This is a genomic window from Rhodophyticola sp. SM2404, assembly GCF_053570515.1.
In genome coordinates this window covers 1-13,457 of the sequence record NZ_JBSEDL010000006.1, presented here as the reverse complement: position 1 = coordinate 13,457, position 13,457 = coordinate 1, and the positions used below count along the sequence as shown (strand labels likewise).

The following is a 13,457-nucleotide window of genomic DNA, read 5'->3' as shown; positions in this document are numbered from 1 at the left end:
GGAAATGGGCGGCCCTTAAAAGCCGCCCAATCCATTAGCAGGTTGGGCCGAAATTACAGGCCGGAAACCATTTCTTGTGTCGCTGCCAGCTCTGGATCAGGAACAAGGCCGTACTCAGCCAAAGGACCGCCATCGCCTGCGATTTCGTCGGAGATGAAGAACTCGACATATTCTTTCAGGCCAGGGATCACGCCGATATGCTCTGCTTTGATGTAGAACTGCAGAGGACGCGATACAGGGTATTCGCCGGAGGCGATTGCTTCAACAGTTGGGACAACACCCGACATTGTTGCAACCTGAAGACGGTCAGTGTTGTTCTCGTAGAAGGACAGACCGAAAACGCCGATGCCCAGTGGGGTGCTCTCGAGGTTTGCGAGGGTCTGTGTGTAGTCGCCTTCGATGTCTACCGAACGACCGTCTGTGCGCAGGGTCATGCAGGTGTCTTCGACGGTGTCTTCGTCCATGCCCATTGCGGCCATTGCTTCGGCAGCACCGGTTTCTTCACAGCCAGCCAGAACAACGTTTTCGTCGAAAACTTCACGTGTGCCGTGGTTGGTGCCTGGAACGAACATGTTGATTTCCTGCGAAGGAAGATCAGCGTTTACGTCTGTCCAGTTGGCGTTCGGGTTAGCAACCATTGCGCCGTCAACAGGGATCTCGGCTGCGAGAGCGAGATAGATGTCGGAAGGTGTGAAGGCAAAGGATGCGCCATTGATGTCGGACGCGAATACGATGCCGTCATAACCGAAGCGAACTTCGATTGGGGTAACGCCGTTTGCCGCGCAAACTTCGCGCTCGGAGTCCTTCATGAGGCTCGAGGAGTTCGCGATGTCGATGGTTGCTTCACCAACGCCTTCGCAGAGCATGCGACGGCCAGTGGAAGAACCGCCACCTTCAACAACGGGTGTGTCGAAGTCGAACTCGGCGCCGAAAGCTTCGGCTACGATGTTGGCGTAAGGCAGTACGGTCGAGGAACCCGCGATCGATACGTTTGTACGGCTCTGTGCCGCAGCAGCGGTAGCCGAGATCGCAGCAATTGCGAGCGTGGATACTGTAAGTTTAGCGAAAGACATGTCTAAGACACTCCGTTGGTTAGATTACACCGGAACGCGAAAGTTGCGCTCTCGGAGAGCGGGCTATTCGGCTTTGTCAAAGCTTTTGTGACGATTGTGTAACGGATTTATGACAAGGCGCGGAGTGGCCGAAAAAATGGCAAAATTAAGGAAAGTTTTTCCCGAATTTTCCTAAGCGCTTCAGAAATTACCGTAAGAACCGACGCAGATAACGCGTTATTGCTTGGATAGGACCACGGTAAACACGCTGCCCTGCCCGGATTCTGACGAGATTCGCAGCCGTCCGCGGTGCCTGTTCACAATATGTTTGACGATCGCGAGGCCCAAACCCGTGCCCCCCATCGCGCGGTTGCGGTGGGTATCGACACGGTAGAACCGCTCGGTCAGGCGCGGCAGGTGCAACGGGTCGATCCCCTCGCCCTGGTCTACTACATCTACCTGAACGATTTCGCCCTTCATACTACCACTGCCCTGCCCTTCGGTCAGAACCACGCGCACATCCTTGCCCGCGCCACCGTATTTCAGGGCATTCTCGGTCAGGTTCATGAAGACTTGGGTCAGTTGGTCCCGATCGCCTTTCAAGATGCAGCCTGTCTCGGGCACATCCAGCAGCAATCGGTTGTTATTCTCCTCCACCATCGGGCGAAGGGCGGCCTCAACGCTTTTGAGGATGGTGGCGATGTTTACATCCTCGGAGGGGCGCAGCCGTTCTTGCGCCTCCACGCGGCTGAGCGAGAGCAGATCGGAAATCATCCGGTTCATCCGCTGCGCTTCGTCTTCCATAATGGTCAAGAACCGCTCCTGCACGCCACGATCCTCGGCGGCGGGGCCTTTGAGGGTTTCAATGAAGCCAAGGATCGCTGTCAGCGGTGTGCGCAGTTCATGGGTGACATTGGCCACGAAATCGCGGCGCATTTCTTCAGCCTCGCTCAGATGGCTGATATCGGCGAAATGCAGGATAACGCCTTCCATCCCGAAACGTGGATCGTTGAGCGAAGTTAAAAGCACGCGAAACACCGTCTCGCCCGCTTGGTCCGAGATCACATAGCGCGCCTCGCCGCCCGTGCCCTGAACAAGTGCGGTTTCCACTCGGTTGAGCAAGCTGGGTTGGCGCAAGACCGTGGGATAGGCCCGCCCGCTGGCCCAATCCCCCAGCAATTCCTCCGCCGCCCGATTGAGACCCGCAATCATCCCATTTGCATCGATCCGCACCATCGGCTCTGGCACGGATTGCAGCATCAAATCGATTGTTTGGGTCTCAGGCATGGATCACAAAGCCGCCAGTGCTTGGCTGAAATCGGATTTCAGCAATTCGATATCCTCAATCCCCACCGAGACGCGGAAAAACCCTTCGGTGATCCCAAGAGCGGCCCGCGCCTCAGGCGTCATGCCGCGATGCGAGGAGGAGGCCGCATGGCTGACCGTGGTGCCGACATCGCCCAAGGTCGGGGCAAAAGCCAGTTGCGGGGCCGCTTGTACAATGCGGTTGGCCTCGGCGCGGTCACCTTTGGCCACGAAACTCAGCATATTTCCGAACCGCCCGCCAAGCAGCTCCTTGGCGCGGGCATGATCGGGGTGATCAGCACGACCCGGATAAAGCACCGTTTCAATTCCGGGCAATGTGGCAAGGTGATCGGCCAGCAAGGCGGCATTGGCCTCGGCCCTGTCAAAGCGCAAGGGAAAGGTGAAGAGCCCCCGCTCGGCCAGCCAGCATTCATAGGGGCTTGGCGTCATGCCTGTGGTCACGGCGAAATCATAAATCATTTTCTGGAGTGCTGCGTCGCGGGCCACCACATAGCCAAGGGTCACATCCGAATGCCCCGCCAGCAGCTTGGTGACCGAATGGATCACGATATCCGCGCCATGCTCAAAGGGACGAAACCCAATCGGCGTGGTGAAGGTATTATCGACGGCCAGCAAAACCCCCGCCTCTTTCGCGACTTTCGCAATGCCCACCATATCGGCCACCCGCAAGGTCGGGTTCGAGACGACCTCGACGAGGATCATCTTGGTCTCGGGCCTGATTGCCGCGCGGATGGCTTCGGCATCGGTTGGGTCGGCCACTGAGGTCTGGATGCCGAAGCGGTTGAGATCTTGGTTCATCAGGCGCAGCGAGCGGCCGTAAAGCTGGTCGCCGCCAATCACATGATCCCCCGCCGAGAGGATACCCATCAAAGCGGCGGTGACAGCGGCCATGCCCGAGCCAAGGATCAATCCGCCCTCAACACCCTCCAACATATCGATCTTTTGGGCCAGAAGCTCGGCATTGGGATGGCCTTCGCGCGCATAGGTAAAGCCCTTGGTCTCGCCTGAATATTGCTGGTCCAGCACATCAGGTGATGGCGAGGCATAGACCACCGAGGGCTGGATCGGTGTGACCACGGGGCGCGAGACCCCCTCGACCAAAGGCATGCGCCGCACGAGGGTTTTGGGCGGGTCATTGCGGCGCTCGGACATCGGATCTCTCCACTTACATTGAGAACTGTTTCTAGGGCATTGATATCATTGGGATCAGAGTCGTGTGATGCCATCACCTGTGACAAGATATTTGAAGCTGGTCAATTGCTCGGCCCCAACCGGCCCGCGCGCATGCATCTTGCCTGTGGCAATCCCGATCTCGCCCCCCATGCCAAACTCGCCGCCATCGGCAAATTGGGTGGAGACATTGCGCATCAAGATCGCGCTGTCGAGGCGCTGGAAGAAACGCGCGGCATTGGCGTCATCCTCGGTGATGATGGCATCGGTATGGTTGGAGCCAAAGCGCCGGATATGGGTGATGGCGTCATCGATATCATCGACCACACGGGCTGCGATGATCATATCAAGAAACTCGCGCCCCCAATCCTCGTCTTGGGCCGCGATTGTGCCGTCGATCTCTTGCAAATGCGCGTCAGCACGGATTTCAACACCGGCATCTATCAGCGCGCGGATCACGCCTTGCCCGATGGTCTGGGCCACATCGCGGTGGATCAGCAGGCATTCCGCCGAGCCGCAAACCCCTGTGCGCCGCGTTTTGGCATTCAGCGTGACTTTGAGCGCCTTTTCCGCATCGGCCGCATTGTCGATATAGATATGACAAATGCCTTCGAGATGGGCGAAAACGGGAACGCGCGCCTCGCGTTGGACAAGCCCCACAAGGCCTTTGCCGCCACGGGGCACGATCACATCGACAAATTCGGTCATGCGCAGCAATTCGGTGACCGCCGCACGGTCGCGTGTGGGGATAAGCTGCACGGCATCTTGCGGCAGATCGGCAGCGGCCAAGCCCTGTTTGAGGCAATCCACAAGCAGGCTTGAGGAATGGAAGCTTTCCGAGCCACCGCGCAGGATAACGGCATTGCCGGATTTGAGGCAAAGCGCGCCTGCATCGGCGGTTACATTGGGGCGGCTTTCATAGATCACGCCGATCACGCCCAATGGTGTGCGCACACGTTGGATATGGAGGCCCGAAGGCCTGTCCCATTCCGTGATGATCTGGCCCACGGGATCGGTCTGCTCGGCCACGGCGCGCAAGGCATCGACGATGCCTTGGATGCGGCTTTCATCCAGCATGAGACGGTCGAGCATGGCTGCTGACAGACCCTTTTCGCGCCCGAATTCCATATCCTTGGCATTGGCGGCGATGATCTCGGCGCGGCGGGCCCAAACGGCATTGGCCGTTTCCACAAGTGCGTTTTCTTTGGCCTGCGGGCTTGCAAATGCCAGCTCGGCCGCTGCCGCTTTGGCGCGGGTGCCGATCTCATGCATCATGGCAGGAATGTTTTGATCTTGCTGGGTCATGTCAAAGCTCATCGAAGGTGATGGAGGCAGGATAGTCGTATTTTTGGAAAGATGAAGAGAGGCACGCGCGTTAAAGGGCCATGTCATCGCGGTGGACAAGGGCGGCACGGCCCGGATAGCCGAGGATCGGTTCAATCTCGTCAGAGCGGTGGCCTGCAATGGCGCGGGCCTCGAGGCTGGTATAGCGCGCAAGCCCTGTTCCAAGCCGCGTGCCATCAGGGCCTTCCAGCGCCACGGCATCGCCGCGCGCGAACTCACCCGTGACCTCTTGAACGCCAGCGGGTAAAAGGGATTTGCCCTTGCTCAAGGCGGCGGCGGCCCCTGCATCAAGGCGCAGAGCGCCTTTGGGTTTCATCGCGGAGATCCAGCGTTTGCGGGCGGCTTGGGGGTCAATCGTGGGTGTGAACCATGTGCAAGGCGCCCCGTCTTCAAGTGCGCTAAGGGGGTGGGCGCGCGAGCCTTCGGTGATCACCATGGCACAGCCCGCTGCCATTGCGGTTTTGGCGGCCATCAATTTGGTTTTCATACCCCCTTTGGACAGGCCCGAGCCTGCATCGCCTGCCATGGCTTCGATCTCAGGGGTGATCTGGCTGATCAGGTCATAGCGTTTGGCATCTGGATCGGTTTGGGGATTAGCGGAATAGAACCCGTCTACATCCGAGAGCAGCACGCATTGATCAGCGCCTGCCATTGCGGCCACATTGGCGGCCAGCCTGTCATTATCGCCATAGCGGATTTCATCGGTGGCGATGGTGTCGTTTTCATTTACAATCGGCACCGCACCAAGCGAGAGCAGCGTGGCAAAGGTGGCGCGGGTGTTGAGATAGCGGCGGCGATCCTCGGAATCGTCGAGGGTCAAAAGGATCTGCGCGGCTTTGATGCCATGAGGGGCCAGAGCCTCTTCATAGGCGCGGGCAAGGCGGATTTGCCCCACGGATGCGGCAGCTTGTGCTTCATCCAAGGAAAGGGAGGCCGCGCCAAAGCCGAGCACTTCGCGGCCCAAGGCGATGGAGCCTGAGGAGACAAGGATAAGATCGGTGCCGCGGGATTTGAGGCGGGCGACATCCTCGGCCAAGCTTTGCAGCCAGTCCGCGCGCAAATTGCCGCTGGCCTTATCGACCAGCAGGGCCGAGCCGATCTTGACGACCAGCCGCTTTGCCGCGCGCAGATCAGGCGTCAGGGCTGCCATTCCTCTTGCTCCTCATCTCCCTTTTTCTGGCGCAGTTTATCTGCATCGATTTTCGAGCGCAGGATGCGGAGCACCTCGGTTACGCCGTTATTTGCGACACCCGACATGACCATAACGCTGCCATTGCTGGCCTCGCGCAGGGCAAGGCGCTTTTCCTCGATCTCTTCATCTGTAAGGGCATCGATTTTGTTGAGCACGGTGACGCGTGGCTTATCGGCCAAGGCGCCTGCATAGGCCTCAAGCTCATGGATGATCGTGTGGTAATCGGCAACGACATCTTCGGCGGTGCCATCGACCAGATGCAACAAGACCGAGCAGCGCTCCACATGGCCGAGGAATTGGTCGCCAAGCCCCCTGCCCTCATGCGCGCCCTCGATCAGGCCCGGGATATCGGCGACCACGAATTCCACGCCATCCACCCCCACAACGCCCAGATTGGGATGCAAGGTGGTGAAGGGATAATCCGCGATTTTGGGCCGCGCATTGGAGGTGGCCGCAAGGAAGGTGGATTTGCCCGCATTGGGCATGCCCAAAAGCCCCACATCCGCAATCAGCTTGAGGCGCAGCCAGATCGTGCGCTCTACCCCCTCTTGGCCGGAATTGGCGCGGCGCGGAGCCTGATTGGTGGAGGATTTGAAATGGAGATTGCCAAAGCCGCCATTGCCGCCCTTGGCCAGAAGGACCCGCTGGCCGATCTCGGTGATATCGGCGATGACGGTTTCCTGATCCTCCTCGAGGATTTCGGTGCCCACAGGCACGCGCAGCACGATATCATCGCCATCCTTGCCTGTGCGCTGCCTGCCCATGCCGGGTTGGCCGCTGCGGGCGAAGAAATGCTGCTGGTAGCGGAAATCGATCAGCGTGTTCAGGCCGTCCACCGCTTCGGCCCAGACATAGCCGCCGCGCCCGCCATCGCCGCCATCGGGGCCGCCATATTCGATGTATTTTTCACGCCGGAAGCTGACGCAGCCCGAGCCACCGCCGCCTGAGCGGATATAGACCTTGGCGAGATCGAGAAATTTCATGTGATCACCCTTTGCGCAGCACGCCTTGAAGGCCGCCTGCGGCTCGCCCAGTTTCCTATTGATCGTCGCGTAAGCACGGGTCAGGGAGAGCCGCGCTTGCGCTCTGCCTGACGCCTTAGCCTGTTACTTGAGCTTTTTCAAATAGGTCCATGTGGCAGTTTTTGAATTTCGCGCGACCGAGAAGGCCTCGGCATCGCCGAGATATTCAAAGCCTGCATTTGTCAGAACCCGCGCCGATCCGGGATTGTCCTGAAACACGCTGGCAAAGATCGTCTTGTTGGAGAGCGGGTTCGCCGCAACCAAGGCGCGCACCGCCTCGGAGGCGAGGCCCGTATTCCACATCGCGGGCGCGATCCAATAGGAGATCTCGGATTGTTCGCGATCCAGCTGGACCAGCGAGATGGCACCAAGCAGTTCCGAGCCGCCCTGCTCTGTGGCGTCGATGGCCCAGATGCGATCCGCGGGTTCAGCGGACATGGCGCGCGCAATCAGCGCCTCGACCGAGCCGGGTGGCAGTGGATGCGGGATATTGGTGGTTTGCTTGGCCACACGGGGATCAGAGGCATAAAGCGTCATCAGCCCTGCATCTGAGACGCGCAAGGGGCGCAGCACAAAGCGGGGTGTGTCTATCGTGGCTTGGGCAACGATCGTTTCTTGCTTCATAACTCGGGTCCTCCCTGGAACCAGTACTTTTCCTTACGCGGCTTTGTCATGCTTCGATGTCGTTAACATGACGGCCTAACTTTCTGTCTTTGCGGCGACGGGGTTTTGCATCCGCCCTTTTGCGCCGAGACAAAAAAAGAGGGGCCGGCGTTTCCGCCGACCCCCCTGAAACTTTGGTTTGGTCCAGCGTTACTCGGCTGCTTCGGCTTTTGGCAGGACCGAAATAAAGGTGCGCCCTTTGAATCCCTTGCGGAAATTCACGTGGCCTTCGGAGGTCGCAAAGATGGTGTGATCTTTGCCGATGCCTACACCCTCACCAGGGAACCATTTTGTGCCACGCTGGCGCGCAATGATATTGCCCGGGATTACGGCTTCGCCGCCAAACTTCTTAACACCAAGGCGGCGACCAGCTGAGTCGCGGCCGTTGCGTGATGAGCCACCTGCTTTTTTATGTGCCATGTGTCTCTCTCCTTACTGAGCCAAAGTCTTGGCTTGTTCGACCCAACCTTCGCGCTCGATGCGGCCCTTGAAGGACAGCTTCTCGTCGAATTCGGCGATTTCAGCTTCACCCCATGCCGCGATCTGAGCGAAGGTGGTGACGCCAGCGGCGTTCAGCTTCTTCTCAAGTGCGGGGCCAACGCCCGACAATTTCTTGAGATCATCTGCGCCAGCAGCGGCTGCGGGTGCAGCTTCGGCTTTTGCAGCAGCTTTCGGTGCAGCCTTGGCAGCAGCTTTTGGCGCGGCTTTCGCGGCGGGCTTTTTGGCAGCAGGTGCAGCGGCTTCAACAGCCGATGCGCTGACCGAGCCAGAGCCGATTGCAGCTTTTACGCCGGACTTATCGCCGCCCGAGGCCAGAATATCGGTGATGCGCAGAAGCGTCAGCTTCTGGCGATGGCCTTTTTTGCGCTTGGACGAGTGCTTACGACGACGCTTGACGAAGTGGATAAGCTTTTCGCCTTTGATCTGTTCGATCACGGTCGCCTGAACAGCAGCACCGGCCACGAGAGGCGCACCCAGAACGGGTTTGTCGCCACCGACCATCAGAATTTCGTTGAATTGGACAGTTTCACCTGCCTCGGCTGCCAGCTTCTCAACGCGCAGAACGTCACCAGACTGCACTTTGTATTGCTTGCCACCGGTCTTGAGGACCGCAAACATGGGCCTTTTCCTTTTTCTCCCGCGCCCTTTGGCCCCGGCTTTTCCGGTGTTCATGCGGGTTTCCCCGCGCCTCGGACTGCGTGCCCCTCTCGGGACATTTGGTCAATAAATCACGCCGCGCGAGTCTCCTCACACGGCGATGAGGCTGCATATGCCTATAAAGGGGCGTGCTGTCAAGCGATCTCGGGGCTGTTGTGGCCGCCCTTTAGATGTCATCACCCGTCATGAAAACAGAGGCCGCGCGCCCCAGATCATAGCTGACATCCTCGAACACCACATCAAAGGCCGCAAAAAGTGCGCGGTTCAATTTGCGCCCTGCATCCGTGCGCGAGAGATCGATATAGGTTTGCAGGTCTTCATCGCTGACCCCGTCATAGGCCAGCAATTGGTAGGAATAGAGCCAGAGCGTGGAATTGGCGCGGATTTCAGGCTCCTGCCCCCAGACCTCGGCCAGCATCAATTCCTCGGGCAGCTCCACCTCAAAGGCGCCGCCATCGGTCAACCCGCGGTAAAAGGCGAAATTGGAATTCAACGCGCCCGCCACATTGAGATCAATCAGACCATTGGCCGAGATAAAGGCATCCAATTGCTCGAGGCGCGGATGCTCTTCGGCGAGGCGCTGCGTGTAGATGTCATTGGCGGCCTCTTCCACGCCGTCTTCCATAAAGGCGCGGCGGGCCAGCAATTCCCCCTCAATCAGCTTCACACCCGTCTCAGAGGTAAAATAGGCGATCAGGCTGTCCAATTCTTCAGCGTCAAATATCTCGGGGTCCCATGCGGCCTCGAAATCGGTGATCAGGCGGTCTTGGGCATAGATATTGGCCACCATCCCCGACCAAGCGGGCCCGCCCTGCCCCGGAAACATATCGTTTTCCATGTCATCGGCATTGCCGATGCCCTCAACCGACATGATCTCGAGCACATCATAAAGACCGATGGATTGCAGCAATTCATAGGTTTGCGGCGCGCTGGTGGCAAAGCTTGCGGGCTGCGAGGCGTCTTGGGCAGAAGCGGGCGTGGCGGCTATGGCAAGGATAAGCCCTGTGGCAAAAACGGTTTGGCGCTGCATGATCTCTCCGTCTGCTCGAGATTTGGTTGCTCTTGGAGGGTAATATGGGGGAGCGCTTGCGCAATATCCACCATGCCTTGCGGATGATCATGAAGATGTGAGCGGGAGCCCGCCCAAAGCGCGGGCTGCGGGTGCCGCGAAAATCCGTGAGAGATGAATTTTCACCCATTCCCGATCCGCCCCCTTGCAAGGCTTGAAATCTGCCGTTATGTCCCGCCTCCACGACGACCCACCAAGCGCGGAGAGGTGCCGGAGTGGTCGAACGGGGCGGTCTCGAAAACCGTTGTGGGTGCAAGCCCACCCAGGGTTCGAATCCCTGTCTCTCCGCCAATTTTCTCCTTAATGCTCAATCTTTACATGAGCTTAGAGGCTGATGTGGGGACTCTGTCCCCATATTCGTCCCCACAGTGCATGACGCTTTCACAAGTAAATGGCGATACGTGCAGGCCAAAAATTTCTTAAATTAGACTGATCTGGCAAATCATGCGCCGAACTTAGACATAATGTTACGATTAGCGCGCGCCACCGTCCTACGCGTGTGGCTGCGTGTTTGCTCCCGCCCGCGCGTGCGTTGCTATCGTTTGTGTGCGGAGGTGTGGCCGTGGCAGGGTGGGATGCTGGGTGTCCAGAATACACGTGTGAACCTTTGTGCCTTAACCACGCTTATATTGCGTCCTTGATCAAGCAACCGTGTGCGCCCAAGCTACGATGAAACAGGAGCCACGCAATGAAGCGCCTCGTAGCCATAGCGCTTACCGCCACACTACTCTTGTGGCCCACCAAATGGTGCGTCACACTAATAACTAGCTCAACGAGCTTCGTTGGCGCTGGTTAGAGAAACTTAAAAGGTAAGAGTAATGGCCATAGTGAGCCTACCCTTTATCTCACTTATACTTCGACCATACGTAGACCAGCCCATTAGTGTTGACGGTTGGAAATACCTCTTTGAACATAAAGGCTGTAATTTTGACGGCGAGTTAATGGCATTCGGCGCCATGTCAGGTGGGGACATGGACAACATAATCGAACAGCTGGTTTCGTTTGGATATGTCGGCCCCAATATCGGTGATGAGTCTGATATGATGGTCTTTGACAGTTTCACAGGCACACAAAACAGGCCCTCTTGGCTTGAACTCGTGGATGTTCAGTTTTTTGATAAAGAAAGTGAACCGGTACAAGCTTGGAAAATGAAAAACTCAGGCGTTTACAATCTAATTGACCTTTTCGGTAAAGTGGGGGGAACTAAGGGCTACGAGTGTGATTGGCCTCCACTTATTGGCAAGATAGGGGGCCGATGAAACGATGAACAACTTGCTACACCCAGCCAATCCGCACAAACAGCGATGCCCTAGATGCCAGACACCCCTTCATACGGTAGTAGTGCATGGGCATGAGCAGTGTGTGACATGCAAGTCAAACATCTTTGAGTGCTGTTCGGGCGATACGTGTGAGACTGACTATAATTTGGCGGCAGGTTACAAGCGAGGATGACTGGTATGAAACACTTACTGACGGCCGCACTGATAGCCACCGCAACTGCTTCGCCGGTGAGGGGCGAAACTTACACGGTGAATTGTAGCACAGAAGACGGTTCAAATTACCTATCTGTGCTTATTGACACTACAAATCAAACTTTGATCGTAGATGGACAAAACACTACTCGTGATGGGCTAGATATTACGATTTGGAACGATGATTACATTGGATTTCAAATCATGCGTGCTTTTAACTCGGGAGCAAGCACCCAATCAATCGCATTGCTTAATCGTAATAATGGCTTGATGGGAGGAGCATCAGTGAAGTTTGACGCAGCCGGTCAACTGACATTTGAAAACCTACTGTGGCATTGCACACGCCCGCTATGAAGCCCCTCCTAGCCCTCATAGCCATTATCGCTGCCTGCCTCTTCACTGTCTCGAAGCTGTATGACGATGGCACAATGATCCTCGCAAGTATGGCTGAGGAATACAGCGTCTGCGCCAACGTCAATGCGTGTTCCGACGAAGAACTAACTGAGATGGCTGACCTTCTGCTCGAACAGGGCGAGTATAACTCAAGGATGTGGCTAAGAGTTGTCCTTGGGTGGGAGCATTGGCGTGATTAAGCTAATTTCCAAACAGATACGCTTAGCTAGGTATTTAATATTCGTAAGCGCAATGTTGATCTGCAACTTGGCCGAAGCACAAGTAGCTTTTGATTTGAGATCTGAAATTAATGATGCAGAAAATACGTTAGAACAGTATTCAGCTCGTATTGATGAATTGCTCCGTGAAACAGATCCAAGATACCCCAACAGCGGTTCTTCTCCATTGAGTTACCTCGGATATCAATGCCCAGAATGTAATGCAGGCCAGATGCAGTGCGCAATTATCGGCAAAATCCTCGGCTTTAATACCTTGGTGATACACTTAGAAAATCAGCCCGTTACCTTGGAAGCATCGTTGTCTGAGTTGGGCGGTGCCGCACGAGAACTGGGTGTTTGGTTACGCATTGCGCGGCAGCATCTAGACATGAGTATTTCTCAGCAAGCGAGTATCTGGAACCTAGAATGCATTGGTAATCATGGTATTCCGCTACAAGTGTATGATGCGCGGGGCAGTGGTGTTGTCTCCATGGAAGTCGAAAGATCATATCTTTGGGTTTATGGTGATGTTGTTGAGGGGTTTTATGAACAGTTAGTCTCAACCTTAAATGCACATCCCGAGATCCAAACTGTTGCGATTGGAAGTGCAGGTGGTTCGGTAAGAGATGCAATATTATCTGGCCTAGAAATTAGGTCTCGTGGATTACAAACTCAATTAACTGGGGCTTGCTTATCAGCCTGCCCGTTAGTTTTTATGGGCGGCGTTAGAAGAAGTGTTATGCGGCCTTTTGGAGAGTTTGGTTTTCATCAAATCTATACCAGCTCAGGTGCAATCCCACTGAGTGACGATCTCTACAACTTAATTCGAACTTATTCTTACGACATGGGTATAAATGGAGATTGGGTTCTTGCATTGTTTTACAGTGCGGCACCTAGCTCGATGAACATGCAAGGATCAACCCTAGAACAACGAAATACTATGTGTGCCAACGGTTTGGTGACGTGGTTTCAACGGTCTGATTCAATTTGCTGAATGAAGGTAGTGCGGTCAATTCTTCTCGCATCCTAAAGCTAAAGAGTTACAGTCTGGCCTCATGCGCAAATAATATTCGTTCAGCCAGACAGCATAAACTTTCCTCACATCCAGCGGACGACAAGACGACACGCCTAAAGGGGGGTGTCTGTCGTGTCGCCATTTGCAGGGTTATGTCAGGCGTCATTTTTAAGGATTGTCGCCTGATGTCGCTGAGCAGCCCCACTTTAGTGGTCCATATTGAAAGTTATTGTATAATCGGCCTTTGGTCCATCGGGATGATGGCTTCGGGCGCTGGTGGGCGGTAGCCCAATGCACTGTGTGGTCGCTTGGTGTTGTAGTGTTTCCTCCAGCTTTCGATGATGATTTGTGCTTCGCGCAACG

At 56.2% G+C, this 13,457-nt stretch carries 14 protein-coding genes and 1 tRNA gene; 4 read left to right on the top strand and 11 right to left on the bottom strand.

Going from position 1 to position 13,457, the window contains the following annotated elements; translation table 11 throughout:
* Positions 1-53: 53 nt before the first annotated feature.
* The 10 genes from ACTYEO_RS10335 to ACTYEO_RS10290 form a co-directional block, all read right to left on the bottom strand.
* Positions 54-1,073, bottom strand: a complete 1,020-nt coding sequence (locus ACTYEO_RS10335; protein ID WP_449323665.1) for a PstS family phosphate ABC transporter substrate-binding protein — start codon at positions 1,071-1,073, stop codon at positions 54-56.
* A gap of 216 nt (positions 1,074-1,289) precedes the next feature.
* Complete coding sequence (locus ACTYEO_RS10330) at positions 1,290-2,339, bottom strand: ATP-binding protein (RefSeq protein WP_449323664.1); 1,050 nt, start codon at positions 2,337-2,339, stop codon at positions 1,290-1,292.
* A gap of 3 nt (positions 2,340-2,342) precedes the next feature.
* The gene (locus tag ACTYEO_RS10325) at positions 2,343-3,530 is read right to left on the bottom strand and encodes a trans-sulfuration enzyme family protein (protein WP_449323663.1); all 1,188 of its coding nucleotides are present in this window, start codon (positions 3,528-3,530) and stop codon (positions 2,343-2,345) included.
* A gap of 54 nt (positions 3,531-3,584) precedes the next feature.
* Positions 3,585-4,865 carry a glutamate-5-semialdehyde dehydrogenase gene (locus tag ACTYEO_RS10320; protein WP_449323662.1) on the bottom strand — a complete coding sequence of 427 codons (1,281 nt, stop codon included), beginning with the start codon at positions 4,863-4,865 and terminating at the stop codon, positions 3,585-3,587.
* A 58-nt stretch (positions 4,866-4,923) separates the two neighbouring features.
* Positions 4,924-6,042 (bottom strand): glutamate 5-kinase, encoded by a 1,119-nt coding sequence (gene proB, locus ACTYEO_RS10315; protein ID WP_449323661.1) that lies wholly within the window; start codon positions 6,040-6,042, stop codon positions 4,924-4,926.
* Entirely contained in the window at positions 6,030-7,067 is a 1,038-nt protein-coding gene (gene obgE / locus ACTYEO_RS10310; RefSeq protein WP_449323660.1) for a GTPase ObgE, read from the bottom strand. Before obgE ends, proB begins: the two co-directional genes overlap by 13 nt.
* A gap of 123 nt (positions 7,068-7,190) precedes the next feature.
* The gene (locus tag ACTYEO_RS10305; RefSeq protein WP_449323659.1) at positions 7,191-7,730 is read right to left on the bottom strand and encodes a GNAT family N-acetyltransferase; all 540 of its coding nucleotides are present in this window, start codon (positions 7,728-7,730) and stop codon (positions 7,191-7,193) included.
* Positions 7,731-7,919: 189 nt separating this feature from the next.
* Positions 7,920-8,189: a 50S ribosomal protein L27 gene (rpmA, locus tag ACTYEO_RS10300; RefSeq protein ID WP_449323658.1), complete on the bottom strand. Its 270-nt coding sequence runs from the start codon at positions 8,187-8,189 to the stop codon at positions 7,920-7,922.
* Between the two features lie 12 nt (positions 8,190-8,201).
* Positions 8,202-8,888, bottom strand: a complete 687-nt coding sequence (locus ACTYEO_RS10295) for a 50S ribosomal protein L21 (RefSeq protein ID WP_449323657.1) — start codon at positions 8,886-8,888, stop codon at positions 8,202-8,204.
* A gap of 205 nt (positions 8,889-9,093) precedes the next feature.
* Positions 9,094-9,957 (bottom strand): DUF2059 domain-containing protein, encoded by an 864-nt coding sequence (locus tag ACTYEO_RS10290; protein WP_449323656.1) that lies wholly within the window; start codon positions 9,955-9,957, stop codon positions 9,094-9,096.
* A gap of 240 nt (positions 9,958-10,197) precedes the next feature.
* Between ACTYEO_RS10290 and ACTYEO_RS10285 the strand changes: the two genes are divergently transcribed.
* The 4 genes from ACTYEO_RS10285 (at position 10,198) to ACTYEO_RS10270 (ending at position 13,073) form a co-directional block, all read left to right on the top strand.
* A tRNA-Ser gene (locus ACTYEO_RS10285) sits at positions 10,198-10,287 on the top strand.
* 527 nt (positions 10,288-10,814) lie between these two features.
* Positions 10,815-11,255 carry a hypothetical protein gene (locus ACTYEO_RS10280; RefSeq protein WP_449323655.1) on the top strand — a complete coding sequence of 147 codons (441 nt, stop codon included), beginning with the start codon at positions 10,815-10,817 and terminating at the stop codon, positions 11,253-11,255.
* Positions 11,256-11,453: 198 nt separating this feature from the next.
* The gene (locus tag ACTYEO_RS10275; protein ID WP_449323654.1) at positions 11,454-11,822 is read left to right on the top strand and encodes a hypothetical protein; all 369 of its coding nucleotides are present in this window, start codon (positions 11,454-11,456) and stop codon (positions 11,820-11,822) included.
* A 306-nt stretch (positions 11,823-12,128) separates the two neighbouring features.
* A complete protein-coding gene (locus ACTYEO_RS10270; RefSeq protein WP_449323653.1) occupies positions 12,129-13,073 on the top strand; it encodes a hypothetical protein in 945 nt (314 codons plus the stop codon).
* Between the two features lie 247 nt (positions 13,074-13,320).
* On the opposite strand, the gene ACTYEO_RS10265 is transcribed toward ACTYEO_RS10270, so the two are convergent.
* A partial coding sequence (locus tag ACTYEO_RS10265; protein ID WP_449323831.1) for an integrase core domain-containing protein occupies positions 13,321-13,457 on the bottom strand: 137 nt, incomplete at its 5' end.

What these genes read in the sequence shown, in the direction of transcription:
- ACTYEO_RS10335 (WP_449323665.1), bottom strand. Translation starts at nt 1,073, where the DNA reads ATGTCTTTCGCTAAACTTACAGTATCCACGCTCGCAATTGCTGCGATC.
- ACTYEO_RS10330 (WP_449323664.1), bottom strand. Translation starts at nt 2,339, where the DNA reads ATGCCTGAGACCCAAACAATCGATTTGATGCTGCAATCCGTGCCAGAG.
- ACTYEO_RS10325 (WP_449323663.1), bottom strand. Translation starts at nt 3,530, where the DNA reads ATGTCCGAGCGCCGCAATGACCCGCCCAAAACCCTCGTGCGGCGCATG.
- ACTYEO_RS10320 (WP_449323662.1), bottom strand. Translation starts at nt 4,865, where the DNA reads ATGAGCTTTGACATGACCCAGCAAGATCAAAACATTCCTGCCATGATG.
- proB (WP_449323661.1), bottom strand. Translation starts at nt 6,042, where the DNA reads ATGGCAGCCCTGACGCCTGATCTGCGCGCGGCAAAGCGGCTGGTCGTC.
- obgE (WP_449323660.1), bottom strand. Translation starts at nt 7,067, where the DNA reads ATGAAATTTCTCGATCTCGCCAAGGTCTATATCCGCTCAGGCGGCGGT.
- ACTYEO_RS10305 (WP_449323659.1), bottom strand. Translation starts at nt 7,730, where the DNA reads ATGAAGCAAGAAACGATCGTTGCCCAAGCCACGATAGACACACCCCGC.
- rpmA (WP_449323658.1), bottom strand. Translation starts at nt 8,189, where the DNA reads ATGGCACATAAAAAAGCAGGTGGCTCATCACGCAACGGCCGCGACTCA.
- ACTYEO_RS10295 (WP_449323657.1), bottom strand. Translation starts at nt 8,888, where the DNA reads ATGTTTGCGGTCCTCAAGACCGGTGGCAAGCAATACAAAGTGCAGTCT.
- ACTYEO_RS10290 (WP_449323656.1), bottom strand. Translation starts at nt 9,957, where the DNA reads ATGCAGCGCCAAACCGTTTTTGCCACAGGGCTTATCCTTGCCATAGCC.
- ACTYEO_RS10280 (WP_449323655.1), top strand. Translation starts at nt 10,815, where the DNA reads ATGGCCATAGTGAGCCTACCCTTTATCTCACTTATACTTCGACCATAC.
- ACTYEO_RS10275 (WP_449323654.1), top strand. Translation starts at nt 11,454, where the DNA reads ATGAAACACTTACTGACGGCCGCACTGATAGCCACCGCAACTGCTTCG.